Origin of the sequence: Streptomyces sp. NPDC091292 (assembly GCF_044757265.1) — a bacterium.
In the GTDB taxonomy this organism is placed as follows: Bacteria; Actinomycetota; Actinomycetes; order Streptomycetales; family Streptomycetaceae; genus Streptomyces.
Genome location: NZ_JBIVUQ010000010.1, coordinates 58,716 through 78,087 on the forward strand (window position 1 = coordinate 58,716; position 19,372 = coordinate 78,087).

A 19,372-nucleotide genomic window follows, 5' to 3' on the forward strand; every position below is an offset into this window, starting at 1 on the left:
TCAGATCCATGCGCACCCGAATTCTCGTACTTGGACAGCGCGTCGGCTGACGCCGGGTCACTCGAAACCCCGGCTACCGCACCGACGCGCTCCCCTCGCTTGCCTCACGGCACGAGGGGTTTTTTGTTGCACAAACACCCGCAGTTACCCGCACAACCCTCGCAAAAACCCTCAGCATCGAGAAGAGAATGCCGATGACCGAGCAGGCCACCGGGGCCCATCCGCAGCCGCGGCCCCGTACCGGTGGACAGTCCGCCCCCGTCGAGCACGTCACGGGCGCGCAGTCCCTCATCCGCTCCCTTGAGGAAGTCGGGGCCGACACGGTATTCGGCATCCCCGGCGGTGCGATCCTGCCCGCGTACGACCCGATGATGGACTCCCAGCGCGTCCGCCACGTCCTGGTCCGGCACGAGCAGGGGGCCGGCCACGCCGCCACCGGCTACGCGCAGGCCACCGGCAAGGTCGGCGTCTGCATGGCGACGTCGGGACCCGGCGCCACCAACCTGGTCACGCCGATCGCCGACGCGCACATGGACTCCGTGCCGCTCGTCGCGATCACCGGCCAGGTCGCCTCCAAGGCGATCGGTACGGACGCCTTCCAGGAGGCCGACATCGTCGGCATCACCATGCCGATCACCAAGCACAACTTCCTGGTGACCAAGGCCGAGGACATCCCCCGGACCATCGCGGAGGCGTTCCACATCGCCTCCACGGGCCGGCCGGGACCCGTCCTCGTCGACATCGCCAAGGACGCCCTCCAGGCGCGCACCACCTTCAGTTGGCCGCCCACCCAGGACCTGCCCGGCTACCGCCCGGTGACCAAGCCGCACGCCAAGCAGATCCGCGAGGCCGCCCGGCTGATCAGCCAGGCCGAACGGCCCGTCCTGTACGTCGGCGGCGGCGTCATCAAGGCCCACGCCACCGCCGAGCTGAAGGTCCTCGCCGAACTCACCGGAGCGCCCGTCACCACCACCCTGATGGCGCTCGGCGCATTCCCCGACAGCCACCCGCTGCACGTGGGAATGCCGGGCATGCACGGTGCGGTCACCGCCGTCACCGCGCTGCAGAAGGCCGACCTGATCGTCGCCCTCGGAGCCCGCTTCGACGACCGCGTCACCGGCAACCTCGACAGCTTCGCCCCGTACGCGAAGATCGTCCACGCCGACATCGACCCGGCCGAGATCGGCAAGAACCGCACCGCCGACGTCCCGATCGTCGGCGACGCGCGCGAGGTCATCGCCGACCTCGTGCAGGCCGTGCAGCGCGAGCACAGCGAGGGCCACCGAGGCGACTACACCGCCTGGTGGAAGGACCTCAACCGCTGGCGCGACACCTACCCGCTCGGCTACGACCAGCCCGCCGACGGCAGCCTGTCCCCGCAGAACGTCATCGAGCGCATCGGCCAGCTCGCGCCCGAGGGCACGATCTTCGCGGCGGGCGTCGGCCAGCACCAGATGTGGGCCGCGCACTTCATCCAGTACGAGCAGCCCGCGACCTGGCTGAACTCGGGCGGCGCCGGAACCATGGGCTACGCCGTGCCGGCCGCGATGGGCGCCAAGGCGGGCATGCCCGACCGCACGGTCTGGGCGGTCGACGGCGACGGCTGCTTCCAGATGACCAACCAGGAACTGGCCACCTGCGCGCTGAACAACATCCCGATCAAGGTCGCCATCATCAACAACGGCGCCCTCGGCATGGTCCGCCAGTGGCAGACCCTGTTCTACAACCAGCGCTACTCCAACACCGTGCTGCACCAGGGCATCACCGAGGACGGCTCCGCGACCGGTTCCGCCGAGGGCCCCGGCAAGCAGCCGAGCGCCGGGACCCGCGTCCCCGACTTCGTGAAGCTCGCCGAGGCCATGGGCTGCGTCGCGCTGCGCTGCGAGTCCCCGGACGACCTGGACAAGGTCATCGCCGAGGCCAACGCCATCAACGACCGCCCGGTCGTCGTGGACTTCATCGTCCACGAGGACGCCATGGTCTGGCCGATGGTCGCCGCCGGCACCTCCAACGACACCATCCTGGCCGCCCGGGACGTCCGCCCCGACTTCGGCGACAACGAAGACGACTGAGCGCGAAAGAGAGCCACCCAGACATGTCCTCCAAGCACACGCTCTCCGTCCTGGTCCAGAACACGCCCGGTATCCTCGCCCGGATCGCCGCACTGTTCTCCCGCCGCGGTTTCAACATCGACTCACTCGCCGTCGGTGTCACCGAGCACCCCGACATCTCACGCATCACCATCGTCGTGAACGTCGAGGACCTCCCGCTCGAACAGGTCACGAAGCAGCTCAACAAGCTCGTCAACGTCCTGAAGATCGTCGAACTGGAGCAGGACTCCGCCGTACAGCGTGAACTCGTTCTGGTGAAGGTCCGCGCCGACAACGAGACGCGCTCCCAGATCGTCGAGATCGTCCAGCTGTTCCGCGCCAAGACCGTCGACGTCTCACCCGAGGCCGTCACGATCGAGGCCACCGGATCCAGCGACAAGCTGGAGGCGATGCTCAAGATGCTGGAGCCCTTCGGCATCAAGGAGCTGGTGCAGTCCGGCACCATCGCCATCGGCCGCGGCGCCCGCTCCATCACGGACCGCAGCCTGCGGGCACTCGACCGCAGCGCCTGACCACCCCTCCGCGCGCGGGCTGCCGCGCGCGGAGGACCAGGGGGCGCGCACACCCGTCGCGCGCGCCCGCATTCCGAGACTCCGAAACGTCCCTTTCCCCGTCCGCCGTACGGTGGGACGCATCAGCAACACGGCGGAAAAACGCAACAAACCTAGGAGAGATCCAAGTGGCCGAGCTGTTCTACGACGACGACGCCGACCTGTCCATCATCCAGGGCCGCAAGGTCGCGGTCATCGGCTACGGAAGCCAGGGCCACGCCCACGCGCTGTCGCTGCGTGACTCCGGCGTCGACGTCCGGGTCGGTCTGCACGAGGGCTCCAAGTCCAAGGCCAAGGCCGAGGAGCAGGGCCTGCGCGTGGTGACCCCGGCCGAGGCCGCCGCCGAGGCCGACGTCATCATGATCCTCGTCCCCGACCCCATCCAGGGGAAGGTCTACGAGGAGTCCATCAAGGACCACCTGAAGGACGGCGACGCGCTGTTCTTCGGCCATGGCTTCAACATCCGCTTCGGCTTCATCAAGCCCCCGGCGGGCGTCGACGTGTGCATGGTCGCGCCGAAGGGCCCGGGTCACCTCGTGCGCCGCCAGTACGAGGAAGGCCGCGGCGTCCCGTGCATCGTGGCCGTCGAGCAGGACGCGACCGGCAACGCCTTCGCGCTGGCCCTCTCGTACGCGAAGGGCATCGGCGGCACCCGCGCCGGCGTCATCAAGACGACCTTCACGGAGGAGACCGAGACCGACCTGTTCGGTGAGCAGGCCGTCCTCTGCGGCGGTGCGTCCGCCCTGGTCAAGGCCGGTTTCGAGACCCTGGTCGAGGCGGGCTACCAGCCCGAGATCGCGTACTTCGAGTGCCTCCACGAGCTGAAGCTGATCGTGGACCTCATGTACGAGGGCGGCCTGGAGAAGATGCGCTGGTCGATCTCCGAGACCGCCGAGTGGGGCGACTACGTCACCGGCCCCCGCATCATCACGGACACCACCAAGGCCGAGATGAAGAAGGTCCTCGGCGAGATCCAGGACGGCACCTTCGCCAACAACTGGATGAAGGAGTACGAGGCCGGTCTGCCGAAGTACAACGAGTACAAGAAGGCCGACGAGGACCACCTCCTGGAGACCACCGGCAAGAAGCTCCGCAAGCTGATGAGCTGGGTCGACGACAAGGACTGACACGACAGAGGGCCGCTCCCCGGGGGGCGGCCCTCACCTCGTGGACGGGCAGGTGGCCGTCTTGGCCACCGTGTCCAGCCACGGACGGGTGATCCTTCCGCCGAGGCGGAGAGCGTCACCCTTTCCGCTACTAGACTGCTCAGCACATACGACTGCTCAGCACATACGCGTCAGGCCCACAGTGTCGTGCGTCTTCCACGCGGCTAGCACCCCTCCACCGCCTGCGGCCGTCGGGACGGCCGTCCGCAATGGGACTTGTGAGGACTCACGTGAGCACTGCTGCCAAACCCGTCGTACTCATCGCTGAAGAGCTGTCACCCGCGACCGTCGACGCCCTGGGCCCGGACTTCGAGATCCGCCACTGCAACGGCGCCGACCGGGCCGAGCTGCTGCCCGCCATCGCCGATGTCGACGCGATCCTGATCCGTTCGGCCACCAAGGTCGACGCCGAGGCGGTCGCCGCCGCCCGGAAGCTGAAGGTCGTCGCGCGCGCGGGCGTCGGCCTCGACAACGTCGACGTCTCCTCCGCCACCAAGGCCGGCGTGATGGTCGTCAACGCCCCCACCTCGAACATCGTCACCGCCGCCGAGCTGGCCTGCGGTCTGCTCCTCGCCACCGCGCGCAACATCCCCCAGGCGAACTCCGCGCTGAAGAACGGCGAGTGGAAGCGGTCCAAGTACACCGGTGTCGAGCTGGCCGAGAAGACCCTCGGTGTCGTCGGCCTCGGCCGCATCGGCGCCCTCGTCGCCCAGCGGATGTCCGCCTTCGGCATGAAGGTCGTCGCCTACGACCCGTATGTACAGCCCGCGCGAGCCGCGCAGATGGGCGTGAAGGTCCTCTCCCTGGACGAGCTGCTCGAAGTCTCCGACTTCATCACCGTGCACCTCCCGAAGACCCCCGAGACCCTCGGTCTCATCGGCGACGACGCCCTGCACAAGGTCAAGCCGTCGGTGCGGATCGTGAACGCCGCGCGCGGGGGCATCGTCGACGAGGAGGCGCTGTACTCGGCGCTCAAGGAGGGCCGCGTCGCCGGGGCCGGTCTCGACGTGTACGCGAAGGAGCCCTGTACGGACTCCCCGCTGTTCCAGTTCGACCAGGTCGTGTGCACCCCGCACCTCGGCGCCTCCACCGACGAGGCGCAGGAGAAGGCGGGCATCGCGGTCGCCCGTTCCGTACGGCTCGCCCTCGCCGGTGAGCTGGTCCCGGACGCCGTCAACGTCCAGGGCGGGGTCATCGCCCAGGACGTCAAGCCCGGACTGCCGCTGGCCGAGCGCCTCGGCCGCATCTTCACCGCCCTCGCGGGCGAGGTCGCGGTCCGCCTCGACGTCGAGGTGTACGGCGAGATCACCCAGCACGACGTCAAGGTGCTCGAACTCAGCGCGCTCAAGGGCGTGTTCGAGGACGTCGTCGACGAGACCGTGTCGTACGTCAACGCTCCGCTGTTCGCGCAGGAGCGGGGCGTCGAGGTCCGGCTGACCACGTCCAGCGAGTCGCCCGACCACCGCAATGTCGTCACCGTGCGCGGCACCCTTTCGGGCGGGGAGGAGGTCGCCGTCTCCGGGACGCTCGCCGGTCCCAAGCACCACCAGAAGATCGTCGCGATCGGCGACCACGACATCGATCTGGCGCTCGCCGACCACATGGTCGTTCTGCGGTACGGGGACCGCCCCGGCGTCGTCGGAGCGGTCGGCCGGGTCCTCGGGGAGGCCGGGATCAACATCGCGGGGATGCAGGTGTCCCGTGCGGTTGCCGGCGGCGAGGCTTTGGCGGTTCTTACGGTGGATGACACTGTGCCGCAGGGGGTTTTGGCGGAGGTGGCCGAGGAGATCGGGGCGACGTCCGCTCGCGCGGTCGACCTGACGTGATCTGACCTGATTCGAGGTGACCGGGGCCTTGGGCGCCGACGCGGGGCTGCGCCCCGGACCCCGGTTTCGCCCTTCGGGCTCGTCCTCAAACGCCGGACGGGCTGGATTTTTGCGCCGCTGACGGGCTGGTTTTTCGCGGCGTCGGCGGGCTGGAATTTCCCGCCGCAGACGGGCTGGAATATCTCGCCGCTGACGCCGCCGCCAGGAGCAGGATCACGGCCGCTGCCAGTGATGCCGTTCTCATGCCGTCCGTGAAGGCCGTGCGGGCCGCTGTTGTCAGGGCTTCCGCCGTGTCGGTGGGGAGGCGGGCGGCTATGGCCAGGGCTCCGCCCAGGGTTTCGTGGGCCTCGGCGGGCAGGCCCGGGGGAGCCTTGTCGGTGACCTCGTGGCGGTAGACCGCCGTGCCGATGGAGCCGAGTACCGCCATACCCAGGGCGCCGCCGAACTCCTGGCCCGTCTCCAGCAGGGAAGCCGCCGCGCCCGCCCGCTGCGGGGGAGCGGCGCCCAGCGCGAGGTCCGTCATCTGGGACATCACCGTGACGATTCCGGCCGCCAGGATGCCGACACCGGCGAGTACCAGCCACATCGAATCCGTACCGGCCGCCGCGAGCATCCCGTAGCCACCCGCCGCGAGGACGAAACCGCAGGCCACCACCTGGGAACGGGGTACGCCCCGTTGCACCAGACCGGTCGCCACGGGAGCGGTGGCGCCGATCAGGACCGAGGGGAGCAGCGCCCAGAGCGCCGCCTCCATGGCGCTCTTGCCCAGCACCGACTGGAGGTACTGGGTGGTGAAGAACGCGGAGCCCATCATTCCGAAGGACGCGATCAGGTTGAGTGCGACGGCGGGGCCGAAGCCACGGCCGCGGAACAGGGCCGGCGGGATCAGCGGGGACGCGATGGTCCGCTGGCGGTGCACGAACAGGGCCGCGAAGCCGAGTCCGACGGCGAGGGAGACCACGTAGGAGGTGCGGAAGCCCTGTGAGGGGATCTCCTTGAGGCCGTAGACGACGGGCAGCACGGCGGCCATCGACAAGGGCACGCTCAGCAGGTCGAAGCGGCCCGGCTCCGGGTTCTTGAACTCCGGGATCAGCAGCGGCGCAAGGATCAGCAGGAGCACCATCGCGGGCAGGTTGATCAGGAAGACCGAGCCCCACCAGAAGTGTTCGACGAGGACACCGCTCAGCACCGAGCCGAGTGCGACGCCGCCCGTCATCACGGCGGACCAGATCCCGATCGCCTTCGCGCGCTGGCCCGCGTCCCGGAACATGTTCCGGACCAGCGCCATGGTCGAGGGCATCAGCGTCGCGCCGCCGATACCGAGGAGCGCGCGGGCCGCGATCAGCATCTCGGAGCTGCCCGCGTACGCGGCGCAGGCGGAGGCGGCGCCGAACGCGACCGCGCCGATCAGCAGGAGTCTGCGGCGGCCGATGCGGTCGCCCAGCGAGCCCATGGTCATCAGGAGCCCGGCGAGTACGAACGCGTAGATGTCGAAGATCCAGAGCTGTTCGGTGCCGCTGGGCTCCAGATCGGCGGTGATCGCCGGGACCGCGAAGTAGAGGACCGAGACGTCCATGGAGACGAGCATCAGCGGCAGCATCAGGACCACCAGGGCGGTCCATTCCTTACGTCCGGCGCGGGTGCTGTCGGTGTCGGGCGGAGGAGGTGCGGGAGTACGGGATGGGGTCATGGCATGGGACCGTACAGGCGTCTTAAACGCTTGTATAGAACGGGCGTATAGGACGGTTGTGTAGGACGTGTGTCTGAGACGTCTGTATGGACTGTTGGGTAGGGTGCATCGCATGGGACATCGTGAGGATCTGCTGGAGGGTGCCAAGCGCTGCCTGCTGGAGAAGGGGTTCATGCGGACGACGGCGCGCGACATCGTCAAGGAGTCCGGTACGAATCTGGCGTCCATCGGCTACCACTACGGCTCGAAGGACGCACTGGTGGCCCAGGCGTTCATCGGCCTGGTCGAGGACGTCGGGGACGCCTTCAGTGAGCAGTTCCTGGACGGCGGCACGAACATGGCTCCGGCGGGGTCGTTCGAGCGGTTCCAGGAGGTGTGGGAGCAGGTGATCAGGACGTTCCCCGAGGCCCGGGGCATCTGGGCGCTCAACCTGGAGTTCGTCCTGCTCAGTGACCGGATGCCTGGGGTGCGGGAAGTGGTCGCGGGCGTGCAGGGCGAGGGCCGCAAGGGGCTCATCCCGCTCTTCAACGGCCGTTCCGAATCCGACCTCGACGCCGAGACCGTCGACACGGAGGGCCGCTTCTATCAGACGCTCCTCAACGGCCTCGTGGTCCAGTGGCTCTTCGACCACGACTCGGCGACGACAGCCGAACGTCTGACGGAGGGGTTCCGAAGGGTGGCCGGCGCGGCGAGCGAGGCGAGCGAGCATCCGCCGGCGGTGCGCCCGACGTCATAGGGCGCTCGGCGTCATAGAAGGTCGGGGCGTGCCGGGCGCGGTAGCCATCGGTCGGTTCCGGCGGCGGGGTGCGGGGCGTGCTCGTGCGTGTGCCTGATCAGGTCGCGCAGGCCCGGGTGGTGGTTGTTCGCGTGCCAGATCAGGGACCAGGGGTACGCGGGTGTCGGGGCGGTGAGCGGAACGCGTTTCAGGGACCGGTGCCGGAGCCAGGCGACGGTGGTCCGGTCCCCGTAGAACGTCACCAGGGAACGCGACGCCCCGATCCGGTCCAGGAGGGATTCCATGCCGAAATCCGGGCCTGTCGCATCGATGGTGAGTGAGAAGTCGTCCGCCAACTCACCGTAGAAATCGCCCCATTCACTGCCTTCGACAATGCCCGGCACCCATGCCGTATAGGGAGTGAGTTCGGCGAGCGTCACGGATTTCGCCTCGGCCAGGGGGTGCCGGGTGCCTGTAATGATCTCGAAGTCCTCCAGATGGGCGAGAGTTCCGTCCAGACGCGGGTCGATGTCGCGTACCGGCTCGCGCAGATAGGCGTACGCCGCGTCGATCTCACCGTCGAGCAGCGCCCGTACCGCCGCGTCCACTCCGGACAGCAGAAGGATTTCCAGCGGCACGTCCGGATTCTCCTCGTGGAAATCCTTCAGCAGGGCCGCCGGCGCCAGGCCGCTGCCCAATACGTGCACGCGCAGGGGGCGGGTCTCGCGCTGTACGGACTCGACGGCCTGGCGGACCGCGACCAGGACCGCTCGGGCGTGCGGCAGGAAGGTCCGCCCGTCCGCTGTCAGGGCCGCGCCCGTGGGCAGGCGCGTGAACAGCGGTACGCCCAGGGCGGATTCGAGCGCCGCGATCCGTTTCGACACCGCCTGTTGGCTCACCCCGAGGCGCCCGGCGGCGTGCCGGAACTGCCCCTCCTCGGCCACGGCGACAAACGCGCGCACGGACTCCAGGTTCATCCGGGGACGCTATCACCCGAGGCTCCCGCAACAACCAGTGGTTGTTGAGTTGCTTCTTTTGTTGTTTGATTCGCTGGGATTTCTCCGGATTGGATGTGGTCTCCGACAAAGGGTGGTTGTGCAAGCTGATAGGGGAGCCGGCTGTGGCAGCGCTTCGTACTTTCACTCATCTGCATGTCCACACCCAGTACTCGCTGCTGGACGGTGCCGCGCGGCTGAAGGACATGTTCAAGGCGTGCAAGGAGATGGGCATGTCCCATATCGCCATGAGCGACCACGGCAATCTGCACGGGGCGTACGACTTCTTCCATACGGCGAAGAAGGCGGGGGTGACGCCGATCATCGGGATCGAGGCGTATGTGGCGCCGGAGTCGCGGCGCAACAAGCGGAAGATCCAGTGGGGGCAGCCGCATCAGAAGCGGGACGACGTGTCCGGTTCGGGTGGGTACACGCATAAAACGATCTGGGCGGCGAACAGCAAGGGTCTGCACAATCTGTTCCGGTTGTCGTCGGACGCGTATGCCGAGGGCTGGTTGCAGAAGTGGCCGCGGATGGACAAGGAGACCATCGCGCAGTGGTCCGAGGGGCTGATCGCGTCGACGGGGTGCCCTTCGGGTGAGCTTCAGACCCGGTTGCGGCTCGGCCAGTTCGACGAGGCCGTGAAGGCCGCCGCCGACTATCAGGACATCTTCGGCAAGGACCGGTATTTCCTGGAGCTGATGGACCACGGCATCGACATCGAGCGCAGGGTCCGGGACGACCTGCTCCGTGTCGGCAAGAAGCTCGGGATTCCGCCGCTGGTCACCAATGACTCGCATTACACGTATGCGCATGAGGCGACGGCGCATGACGCGCTGCTGTGCATCCAGACGGGCAAGAACCTGTCGGATCCGGACCGGTTCAAGTTCGACGGTACGGGTTATTACCTGAAGTCGACGGACGAGATGTACGCGGTCGACGCGTCGGATGCCTGGCAGGAGGGGTGTGCGAACACGCTCCTGGTGGCGGAACAGGTCGATACGTCGGGCATGTTCGAGTCGCGGAACCTGATGCCGAAGTTCGACATCCCGGACGGCTTCACCGAAGTCACCTGGTTCCAGGAGGAGGTGTTCCGGGGGATGCGGCGACGGTTTCCCGGAGGGTGGGGCGAGGCGTATCAGAAGCAGGTCGAGTACGAGTTGGACATCATCATCCAGATGGGGTTCCCGGGCTACTTCCTCGTGGTCGCCGACTTCATCATGTGGGCCAAGAAGCAGGGCATCGCGGTCGGCCCCGGGCGCGGCTCCGCCGCCGGTTCCCTGGTGTCGTACGCCGTCGGCATCACCGACCTCGACCCCCTCGAACACGGTCTGATCTTCGAGCGGTTCCTCAATCCCGAGCGCGTCTCGATGCCCGATGTCGACATCGATTTCGACGAGCGCAGGCGCGTCGAAGTGATCCGGTACGTGACCGAGAAGTACGGCGCCGACAAGGTCGCCATGATCGGGACGTACGGCACCATCAAGGCGAAGAACGCCATCAAGGACTCCGCGCGTGTCCTCGGATATCCGTATGCGATGGGCGACCGCATCACCAAAGCCATGCCCGCCGATCTCGGCGGTAAAGGCATCGACCTCAACGGCATCACCGATCCGGCGCATCCCCGCTATGGCGAGGCGGGTGAGGTGCGGGCGATGTATGAGAGCGAACCCGATGTGAAGAAGGTCATCGACACCGCCAAAGGTGTCGAGGGTCTGGTGCGGCAGATGGGTGTGCACGCGGCCGGCGTGATCATGTCCAGCGAGACCATTACCGAGCATGTTCCGGTGTGGGTGCGGCACAGCGATGGCGTCACCATCACGCAGTGGGACTATCCGCAGTGCGAGTCGCTCGGTCTGCTGAAGATGGACTTCCTGGGCCTGCGGAACCTCACCATCATGGATGACGCCGTCAAAATGGTGAAGTCCAACAAGGGCGTCGGCATCGATCTTCTCGGCCTTCCGCTCGATGATGAGGCGACCTTCGCACTGCTCGGGCGCGGTGACACGCTCGGTGTCTTCCAGTTCGACGGAAACGCCATGCGATCCCTCTTCCGGCTCATGAAACCGGACCAGTTCGAGGACATCACCGCCGTCACCGCCCTGTACCGGCCGGGCCCCATGGCCATGAACTCGCACACGAACTACGCCCTGCGGAAAACGGGTCAGCAGGAGATCACCCCCATCCACCCCGAGTTGGCCACCCCGCTGCACGAAGTTCTGTCGCTCACCTACGGCCTGATCGTCTATCAGGAGCAGGTGCAGAAGGCCGCCCAGATTCTCGCCGGATACTCGCTCGGCCAAGCCGACCTGCTGCGCCGGGCCATGGGAAAGAAGAAGAAAGAAGTCCTCGACAAGGAGTTCATCCCCTTTCGGGCCGGCTGCCGGGAGCGCGGCTACTCCGACGAGGCGATCCAGGCCGTGTGGGACGTCCTGGTCCCCTTCGCCGGATACGCCTTCAACAAGGCGCATGCCGCCGCCTACGCCCTCGTCTCGTACTGGACCGCCTACCTCAAGGCCAACCACCCCGCCGCATACATGGCCGCGCTCCTCACCTCCGTACGCGACGACAAGGACAAGTCGGCTGTTTATCTGAACGAGTGCCGGCGTATGGGGATCAAGGTGTTGCCGCCGGATGTGAACGAGTCGATGGCGAACTTCGCGGCGCAGGGTGACGACGTGATCCTGTTCGGTCTGTCGGCGGTGCGGAATGTCGGTACGAACGTGGTCGAGTCGATCATCAAGTCCCGTAAGGCGAAGGGGAAGTACGCGTCGTTCCCGGACTATCTCGACAAGGTGGAGGCGGTCGTGTGCAACAAGCGCACGACGGAGTCCTTGATCAAGGCGGGTGCGTTCGACACGATGGGGCACACCCGTAAGGGTCTGACCGCGCAGTACGAGCCGATGATCGACAATGTGGTGCAGGTCAAGCGCAAGGAGGCCGAGGGTCAGTTCGACCTGTTCGGCGGTGCGGGCGACGAGGCGGACGGTGAGCCGGGGTTCGGGCTCGATGTCGAATTCACCGAGGACGAGTGGGAGAAGACGTATCTCCTCGCGCAGGAGCGCGAAATGCTCGGCCTGTATGTCTCCGACCATCCGCTGTTCGGTCTGGAACATGTGCTGTCCGACAAGGCGGACGCGGGAATCGGGCAGTTGACCGGGGGTGATTATGCGGATGGTTGCGTGGTCATGATCGGCGGGATCATTTCGGGGCTTCAGCGGAAGATGACCAAGCAGGGCAATGCGTGGGCCATCGCCACGGTGGAGGATCTGGCGGGCTCCATCGAGTGCATGTTCTTCCCGGCGACGTATCAGTTGGTGTCGACGCAACTCGTCGAGGACGCGGTCGTGTTCGTGAAGGGCCGGCTCGACAAGCGCGAGGACGTGCCCCGGCTCGTCGCCATGGAGATGCAGGTCCCCGATGTGAGCGGTGCGCGTGCGGGCGCGCCCGTGCGGCTCGACATGGGGGAAGCGCAGGTCACGCCCCGGTCGATCCGGCAGCTCAAGGACATCCTGCTGGCGCATCCGGGCGCCGCCGAAGTCCATCTGAGGGTGCGCGGGCGTACCCGTACGACTGTCTACCGCCTCGGTCACCGGATCAGCGTCCGCCCCGAATTCTGGGCCGACCTCAAGGCCGCCGTAGCCGTCACCCGGGCACCGTGAACCGGCATTTCCCGAGTTACACCTGGCGACGCGGTCCGTCCTCCTTCCGTGTGTCACCGGGGTCGGTTCGGCGGACGGGGAAACCCGGCGGCCCGATGATTCCCCTCGGGTCGCGCGGCGCGGCCCCGAGGAAGGATGGTGGGCATCCCATGACTGCGAATCGCCGAACTGTTCTGGGCGCGGCCTTGACCGCGCCTTTGCTGGCCCAGTTCACGGGGACGGCGTCCGCCGCCGCGGACGAGAAGTGGGGCACGATCTCCGATGCCTGGGTCGAGGTCCGCTGGACCACCCAGGTCCAGGCGGAGCTGGACCGGTGGGAAGCCGTGGTCGAGGCGGTCGCCCCGGCCGAGCTGGTCAAGGACGGCGGCGGTACGGCGGTGCGGTTCCCCGTACGGTCGGGCCAGGGCGACCCCTCACTGGCGAACCCGGCGAAAGCCTCGGGCGACGGTGTACTCGACGGCGGGATCACCGTCCGCACGCCCAAGGGGAACGCCCAGGTCGTCAACTTGCAGAGCGTCCTCAAGGACGGTTTGGCGTCGGGGAAGTGCGTACTCAACGGCGTCGACCTCGGACACCGCTCGGTGTTCCGCTGCGCGGTGTCCGAGGGCTCGCTGACCACCGGCACCGCCGCCGTGGGCAAGCCGCTGAAGGTCCGGATCGACAAGGTGCCGCTGCACGCCACGCCCGAGGCGCTCGCGGTGTACACGGCCACCCTCGGCGCGTCCGCGTCCGCTTTCACCGCCGACACGGTGCTCGCGTACGTCACCGCCGAGGGCGTGTACACCCCGCCGAAGCCGTCGTAAGGCGGCTCATGGAGTAGGTGTCGGCTCCACCGGGCGGGCCGGACCGGGAAGGCCGCCCCCGAAGGTCCGCCGCCGACCCGCGTACGCGGTGATCGCCTCCCGGAGCTGTGCCAGGCCGAAGTCGGGCCAGGGCGTCGGGTCGAAGAACAGCTCGGCGTAGGCGAGATGCCAGGGCAGGAAGTTGCTGATGCGCTGTTCACCGGAGGTGCGGATCAGCAGATCGATGTCGGGAAGGCCGGGCGCGTACAGGTGCCGGGCCAGGTCCGCGGGGCCGATCTCCTCCGGCCGGATCGTCCCCGCGGCCACCTCGGCGGCCAACGCGCGGGCCGCGTCGGTGAGTTCGTCCCGGCCGCCGTAGTCGACGCACAAGGTCAGCGACAGCGCGTCGTTGTGCGAGGTCAGGCTCTCCACCAGGGTCAGGACCGAGGCCAGCGACGGATCGACCCGGTCACGCCGTCCGCACCAGCGCACCCGCACGCCCAGCTCGTGCAGCCACTCGGTGCCCCGGGCGATCCCGTCGGCCATGGTGTCGAACAGGGCGGCCAGCTCCTCCTGGGACCGGTCCCAGTTCTCCGTGGAGAACGCGTAGATGCTCAGGTGCCGGACCCCCAGCCGCAGCGAGGCGTTGACCAGGCGCATCGCGGCCAGCTCGCCCGCCTGATGGCCGCGCGAGACCGGCAGGGTCCGCCGTGCGGCCCACCGCCGGTTGCCGTCCATGATCACGCCGACATGGCCCGGTACGGCGCCCGCCACCGGCCAGGGCGGGCGGCGCCGCGCCGCACCGGTCGACGTCAGCGGTTCCATGCCGTCGGCGAAGACCCGGGACCTGCGGAGCGCGGCCTCGTCGTACTGCATCCACGCGCCCAGCAGCATCGTGTGCAGGAACGGCCGGCACTCGGGGCTCACCAGCCCGGCCACCGGCATCGCCTGCTCCAGCAGGTCACGCCACCGCCCGAGCTGGATGTCCACCAATTCGTCCAGTGCGCCGAGCCGTTCACCGAGACGTTCACCGAGCCGTACACCGCGCCGCAGATCGGCGACCTCAAGGCCCAGATGCCGCAGGTCGGCGCGCGGCAGATAGCAGCGCCCGGCGGCGAGGTCGGCGGGCAGGTCCTCGAAGATGTCCACCACCTGGCACACCTCGCCCAGGACCGAGGCCGGTACCTTCGCCTCCGGTCCGCTCATGTCGAGCAGCGACACCACCATCTCGATGGTGGTCCCCGAGATGCCCCGCGTGTAGCGCCGCTGGTCCGCGAACGTCTCGAAGGCGGGCGGCGACGCGCAGTCGGCCCGCATCGTGTCGAGGAACTCCTCGACCAGCGCGGGGTCGATCTCCCACCGCCACACCGTGTCCAGGAACGCCCGCCGCAGCGGATGCCCGCTGCGCCCCGCGCGCAACTCGGCGAGGGTGTCCTGACGCCATCGGGCGAACCGTTCCTGGCGGACCCGTGGCGTTCCGCCCTCGTCGGCGATGCGGTCGCTGCGTACCGTGAAGCCGTTGACGGCCAGGACGTGGGGGCGGATCGCGGTGGGCAGTACCTCGGTCGCCCGCCACATCGGCATCAGGAACTCCCTGATCTCCGCCGCGCACACCTCGTAGGACGCGGACAGCTCGGGCGAGTCGGCGAACGGCGCTTCGCTCCCTGACATTCCGTACCTCCCCTGACGTAACGCGCGGCGGGACCGCCACCGTCCCTAACGAAGCGCCGACCGCCCGGTGCCGGGCCCCCGTACGGACCACGGAAAGCCCCCGCCTACAGCCGCGCCGCCTTCAAGGACATGTGCAGCAGCAGCCGGTCCTCGCCGTCGTCCAGGTCCAGGCCCGTCAACTGCTCCACGCGGGACAGCCGGTAGTAGAGGGTCTGGCGGTGGATGCCCAGTTCGGCGGCCGTGCGGCCCGCCTGGCCCGCGCAGTCGAGGTACACCTCGGCCGTCCGCGCCAGCTCCCGGTGCGCCGGGGCCAGCAGCTCCCGTACCGCCGCGTCCTGGGCCGCGTCCGGCGGCAGCGAGGCGAGCAGCCGGTACGGGCCGATCGCCGACCACTCCGCGACCGGCGCGAACCGGGGCTCCGCCAGCGCGGCGCGCGCCGCCGCCGACGCCTCCTGCCACGCCGCGCCCAGCTCACCCAGCTCCCGCCGGGGCGCCGCGACGCCCGCCGAAGCGGCTCCGCCCTTCGCCCGCGCCGACTCGCGCAGCCGGGACGCCACCGCCAGCGCCGGAGCCCGTACGTCCGCCGAGCGCAGCCGCACCAGGACCGCGAGGCCCTGCCCGGCCGCCCCCCACGGCACCGTGCACAGGGCCGCCGCGCCCGGCAGCGTACGGGCGGACGGCGCGTCGTCCGGGTCGGCCGACGGCCACGGCGCCACGCACACGACCACGTGCAGCCCGTCGCCCCCGTGCGTTCCGTCGCCGCGCGGGCCGAGCGCCGTGCGCAGCGCCGCCAGCGCCATGTCCTGCTGCCAGCCCCGCTCCGCCGTGAGCACCGCCCGGAACTCCCGCGTCAGATCCGCGCCCGCCTGCGCCTCGTCGGCGAGGAGCGCCCCGATCCGCGCGGCCACCTCCATCGCCGCCGTCAGCTGCTCGTCCGTGCGCCACGAATCGTCGCGCCCTGGCCCGCCGCGCCCCGGCTCGTCGTCCAGCAGCCACACATAGCCGAGTACGACACCCCGATGGCGTACCGGGAGACAGATCCTGCCCCGGTACACACCTGCCTCCGGCGTCGGCGGGATCCGTACCGGGCCCGTGGCGCGGGCGATGCCGAACCCCTCGAACCAGGACCGCACCGCCGCCGTCGAGCGGCGCGTCAGGATCGAACGGGTCCTGACCGGGTCCATCGCGGAGTCGTCGTCGCTGTCGTGCGCCCCGAACGCGATCAGCCCGAAGTCGCGGTTCTCCAGCGTCGCGGGGGCGCCGAGCAGCGCCGAGATCTCGTCGACCAGTTCCTGGTAGTCGCCCTTCACAGGGTTCATTCTCCGCCACCCGCGCACCTTCTTCAGACATCTGTCTGAGTTACGGGCCACGGATGCGTGACAGCTGTCGATGGCCGAGGATCGGAGCGATCCTTAGGTTTCACGGTGGTTCTCCTTGCCGTACCCGGACCGTTCACGGATGTGCTGAACGCCTCGGGTCGGCGGCTTGTCCGTACTCTCCGTGGAGGTGCCCCGTGCTGGGTCCCGTGATCCTCGCCGCGTCGCGCAGCGACCGGATGCGCCGTTTCGTGTCGGCGGCGCCGGGCACCAAGCGGGTCGTCGACCGCTTCATCGCGGGCGAGACGGTCGAGCAGGTCGTCCCGATCGTCCAGGAAGCCGCCGCGCGCGGCCTGGAGGTCACCCTCGACGTGGTCGGCGAGGACATCACCGCACCGGAGCAGGCGACCGCCGCCCGGGACGCCTATCTGGAGCTGATCGAGCACCTGGGCGCCCTCGACCTCGGCACCCGCGCCGAGATGTCCGTGAAGCTGTCGCTGTTCGGCCAGGCGCTCGACGGCGGCCACGAGCTGGCGCTCGCCAATGTCCGCCCGGTAGTCGAGGCCGCCGCCGCGATCGGCACCACGGTCACCCTGGACGCCGAGGACCACACCACGCTCGACTCGATGTTCGCCATCCACGAGGAGCTGCGACGCGACTTCCCGCAGACCGGCTGCGTCATCCAGGCGTACCTGTTCCGCACCGAGGCCGACGCCCGCCGCCTCGCCGACGCGGGCAGCCGGGTACGGATCGTGAAGGGCGCCTACAAGGAGCCCGCGTCCGTCGCGTATCAGGACAAGGCCGAGATCGACAAGGCGTACGTACGGGTGCTGCGCATCCTGATGCGGGGCGACGGGTACCCGATGATCGGGTCCCACGACCCGCGCCTCATCTCCATCGCCCAGGAACTCGCCCACCGCGCGGGGCGCAAACTGGACGAGTACGAGTTTCAGATGCTGTACGGGATCCGCGGCGAGGAGCATCTGCGGCTCGCCGCCGAGGGGCACCGGATGCGCGTCTACACCGCGTACGGCACCGACTGGTACGGCTATTTCATGCGCCGTCTCGCGGAGAAGCCGGCCAACCTGCTCTTCTTCGCCCGTTCCGTGCTCACCAAGGGCTGAGCGTGGTTCACCAAGGGTTGAGCGTGGCTCAGCACCGCCGAGTTCCCCGCCCCCGCCCCCTCTCCCCGACCCTCTGAAGGAGACAACGGACACCATGGACGCTGTGACCCAGGTCCCCGCGCCGGTCAACGAGCCGGTGCACGGCTACGCCCCCGGCTCCCCGGAGCGCGTCCGGCTGGAGACCAAGCTCAAGGAGTTGGCGGAGAACCCCGTCGACCTGCCGATGACCATCGGCGGTGAGCGGCGGATGGGCGGCGGTGACGCCTTCCAGGTCGTCCAGCCGCACGACCACAAGTCGGTCATCGGCACCTACCGCAACGCGACCCAGCAGGACGCCCGCGACGCGATCGACGCCGCGCTCGCCGCCGCCCCCGCGTGGCGCGCGATGTCCTTCGACGACCGCGCCGCGATCATCCTGCGCGCCGCCGACCTGCTCGCCGGGCCCTGGCGCGAGACGCTGGCCGCGTCGACCATGCTCGGCCAGTCCAAGACCGCGCAGCAGGCCGAGATCGACTGCCCCTGCGAACTGGTCGACTTCTGGCGCTTCAACGTCAAGTACGCCCGCGACCTGCTGGCCGAGCAGCCCCCGGCCAACTCGCCGGGCGTGTGGAACCGCCTCGACCACCGCCCCCTCGAAGGCTTCGTCTACGCGATCACGCCCTTCAACTTCACCGCCATCGCGGGCAATCTGCCCACCGCACCCGCTCTCATGGGCAATGTCGTGGTGTGGAAGCCGTCCCCGACGCAGACGCACGCCGCCGTGCTGCTGATGCGGCTCCTGGAGGAGGCGGGCCTGCCCAAGGGCGTCATCAACCTGGTGACCGGCGACGGCATCGCGGTCTCCGAGGTCGCCCTCGCCCACCGCGACCTCGCGGGCATCCACTTCACCGGTTCCACGAAGACCTTCCAGTACTTGTGGAAGACCGTCGGCGAGAACATCACCAAGTACCGCACGTACCCGCGGATGGTCGGCGAGACCGGCGGCAAGGACTTCGTCGTCGCGCACCCGAGCGCCGACCGCGCGATCCTGAAGACCGCCCTCACGCGCGGCGCGTTCGAGTACCAGGGCCAGAAGTGCTCGGCCACCTCGCGCGCGTACATCCCCGCCTCGATCTGGAACTCCGGCTTCAAGGAGGAGTTCGCGGCCGAGGTCGACGGGCTGACCATGGGCGCCGTCACCGACCTGTCGCACTTCATGGGCGCCGTCATCGATGAGCGTGCCTTCGCCAAGAACAAGGCCGCCATCGACCGGGCCAGGGCCGACGACACCTGCACGATCGTCGCGGGCGGCAGCTACGACGACTCGGTCGGCTACTTCGTCCGCCCGACCGTCGTCGCGTGCTCCGACCCTGCCAACGAGGTCTTCACGACGGAGTACTTCGGGCCGTTCCTCGCGGTGTACGTGTACGAGGACGCGCGCTACGACGAGATGCTGGAGCAGATGGAGTCCGTGTCGGACTACGCGCTCACCGGGTCCGTCATCTCCGGTGACCGGGCCGCCACGGCGCACACCATGGCCAAGCTCCGCTACGCGGCCGGCAACTTCTACATCAACGACAAGTCGACCGGTGCCGTGGTCGGTCAGCAGCCCTTCGGCGGCGGCCGGGCCTCCGGCACCAACGACAAGGCGGGCGCCCCGCAGAACCTGATGCGGTGGACGCTGACCCGGGCGATCAAGGAGACCCTGGTGCCGCCGACCGACTACACGTACCCGCACATGGGCTGACCTCCCCAGATGGGCTGACGCCCTCCCTCAGGCACCG

13 protein-coding genes are annotated in these 19,372 nt (G+C 68.7%); 9 read left to right on the forward strand and 4 right to left on the reverse strand.

Features of this window, described 5'->3' with window-relative positions; genetic code table 11:
- Positions 1-188 precede the first annotated feature (188 nt).
- The 4 genes from ACIQNU_RS25585 (at position 189) to serA (ending at position 5,654) form a co-directional block, all read left to right on the forward strand.
- Positions 189-2,072 (forward strand): acetolactate synthase large subunit, encoded by a 1,884-nt coding sequence (locus tag ACIQNU_RS25585; RefSeq protein ID WP_401370656.1) that lies wholly within the window; start codon positions 189-191, stop codon positions 2,070-2,072.
- Positions 2,073-2,095: 23 nt separating this feature from the next.
- Positions 2,096-2,623: an acetolactate synthase small subunit gene (gene ilvN, locus ACIQNU_RS25590; protein ID WP_401370659.1), complete on the forward strand. Its 528-nt coding sequence runs from the start codon at positions 2,096-2,098 to the stop codon at positions 2,621-2,623.
- A gap of 167 nt (positions 2,624-2,790) precedes the next feature.
- Entirely contained in the window at positions 2,791-3,789 is a 999-nt protein-coding gene (gene ilvC, locus ACIQNU_RS25595; protein WP_401370663.1) for a ketol-acid reductoisomerase, read from the forward strand.
- A 248-nt stretch (positions 3,790-4,037) separates the two neighbouring features.
- On the forward strand, positions 4,038-5,654 hold the full coding sequence (serA, locus tag ACIQNU_RS25600) for a phosphoglycerate dehydrogenase (protein WP_401370665.1): 1,617 nt from the start codon (positions 4,038-4,040) through the stop codon (positions 5,652-5,654).
- Between the two features lie 85 nt (positions 5,655-5,739).
- On the opposite strand, the gene ACIQNU_RS25605 is transcribed toward serA, so the two are convergent.
- Positions 5,740-7,344, reverse strand: coding sequence for an MFS transporter (locus ACIQNU_RS25605; protein WP_401370668.1), 1,605 nt, complete (start codon positions 7,342-7,344; stop codon positions 5,740-5,742).
- A 112-nt stretch (positions 7,345-7,456) separates the two neighbouring features.
- Here ACIQNU_RS25605 and ACIQNU_RS25610 point away from each other — a divergent pair, with 112 nt between their 5' ends.
- Positions 7,457-8,080, forward strand: a complete 624-nt coding sequence (locus tag ACIQNU_RS25610; protein ID WP_401370671.1) for a TetR/AcrR family transcriptional regulator — start codon at positions 7,457-7,459, stop codon at positions 8,078-8,080.
- 11 nt (positions 8,081-8,091) lie between these two features.
- Here ACIQNU_RS25610 and ACIQNU_RS25615 read toward each other — a convergent pair whose 3' ends face one another.
- Positions 8,092-9,036 carry a LysR family transcriptional regulator gene (locus tag ACIQNU_RS25615; protein ID WP_401370673.1) on the reverse strand — a complete coding sequence of 315 codons (945 nt, stop codon included), beginning with the start codon at positions 9,034-9,036 and terminating at the stop codon, positions 8,092-8,094.
- A gap of 143 nt (positions 9,037-9,179) precedes the next feature.
- Here ACIQNU_RS25615 and dnaE point away from each other — a divergent pair, with 143 nt between their 5' ends.
- Positions 9,180-12,716 (forward strand): DNA polymerase III subunit alpha, encoded by a 3,537-nt coding sequence (dnaE, locus tag ACIQNU_RS25620; RefSeq protein ID WP_401370675.1) that lies wholly within the window; start codon positions 9,180-9,182, stop codon positions 12,714-12,716.
- 149 nt (positions 12,717-12,865) lie between these two features.
- On the forward strand, positions 12,866-13,519 hold the full coding sequence (locus ACIQNU_RS25625; protein ID WP_401370678.1) for a hypothetical protein: 654 nt from the start codon (positions 12,866-12,868) through the stop codon (positions 13,517-13,519).
- A gap of 6 nt (positions 13,520-13,525) precedes the next feature.
- On the opposite strand, the gene uppS is transcribed toward ACIQNU_RS25625, so the two are convergent.
- Both uppS and ACIQNU_RS25635 read right to left on the reverse strand, forming a co-directional pair.
- Positions 13,526-15,169 (reverse strand): polyprenyl diphosphate synthase, encoded by a 1,644-nt coding sequence (gene uppS, locus ACIQNU_RS25630; RefSeq protein ID WP_401370681.1) that lies wholly within the window; start codon positions 15,167-15,169, stop codon positions 13,526-13,528.
- Between the two features lie 104 nt (positions 15,170-15,273).
- Positions 15,274-16,488: a PucR family transcriptional regulator gene (locus tag ACIQNU_RS25635; RefSeq protein ID WP_401370684.1), complete on the reverse strand. Its 1,215-nt coding sequence runs from the start codon at positions 16,486-16,488 to the stop codon at positions 15,274-15,276.
- Between the two features lie 194 nt (positions 16,489-16,682).
- Here ACIQNU_RS25635 and ACIQNU_RS25640 point away from each other — a divergent pair, with 194 nt between their 5' ends.
- Together ACIQNU_RS25640 and pruA are read left to right on the forward strand one after the other, a co-directional pair.
- Positions 16,683-17,609 carry a proline dehydrogenase family protein gene (locus tag ACIQNU_RS25640; protein ID WP_401370686.1) on the forward strand — a complete coding sequence of 309 codons (927 nt, stop codon included), beginning with the start codon at positions 16,683-16,685 and terminating at the stop codon, positions 17,607-17,609.
- 94 nt (positions 17,610-17,703) lie between these two features.
- Positions 17,704-19,335 (forward strand): L-glutamate gamma-semialdehyde dehydrogenase, encoded by a 1,632-nt coding sequence (pruA, locus tag ACIQNU_RS25645; RefSeq protein ID WP_401370689.1) that lies wholly within the window; start codon positions 17,704-17,706, stop codon positions 19,333-19,335.
- The last annotated feature ends 37 nt before the right edge of the window (positions 19,336-19,372 follow it).

Bases quoted from the DNA above. Each gene is read 5' to 3' on its own strand.
- ACIQNU_RS25585 (WP_401370656.1), top strand. From the start codon at position 189: ATGCCGATGACCGAGCAGGCCACCGGGGCCCATCCGCAGCCGCGGCCC.
- ilvN (WP_401370659.1), top strand. From the start codon at position 2,096: ATGTCCTCCAAGCACACGCTCTCCGTCCTGGTCCAGAACACGCCCGGT.
- serA (WP_401370665.1), top strand. From the start codon at position 4,038: ATGGGACTTGTGAGGACTCACGTGAGCACTGCTGCCAAACCCGTCGTA.
- ACIQNU_RS25605 (WP_401370668.1), bottom strand. From the start codon at position 7,344: ATGACCCCATCCCGTACTCCCGCACCTCCTCCGCCCGACACCGACAGC.
- ACIQNU_RS25610 (WP_401370671.1), top strand. From the start codon at position 7,457: ATGGGACATCGTGAGGATCTGCTGGAGGGTGCCAAGCGCTGCCTGCTG.
- ACIQNU_RS25615 (WP_401370673.1), bottom strand. From the start codon at position 9,036: ATGAACCTGGAGTCCGTGCGCGCGTTTGTCGCCGTGGCCGAGGAGGGG.
- ACIQNU_RS25625 (WP_401370678.1), top strand. From the start codon at position 12,866: ATGACTGCGAATCGCCGAACTGTTCTGGGCGCGGCCTTGACCGCGCCT.
- uppS (WP_401370681.1), bottom strand. From the start codon at position 15,169: ATGTCAGGGAGCGAAGCGCCGTTCGCCGACTCGCCCGAGCTGTCCGCG.
- ACIQNU_RS25635 (WP_401370684.1), bottom strand. From the start codon at position 16,488: ATGAACCCTGTGAAGGGCGACTACCAGGAACTGGTCGACGAGATCTCG.
- pruA (WP_401370689.1), top strand. From the start codon at position 17,704: ATGGACGCTGTGACCCAGGTCCCCGCGCCGGTCAACGAGCCGGTGCAC.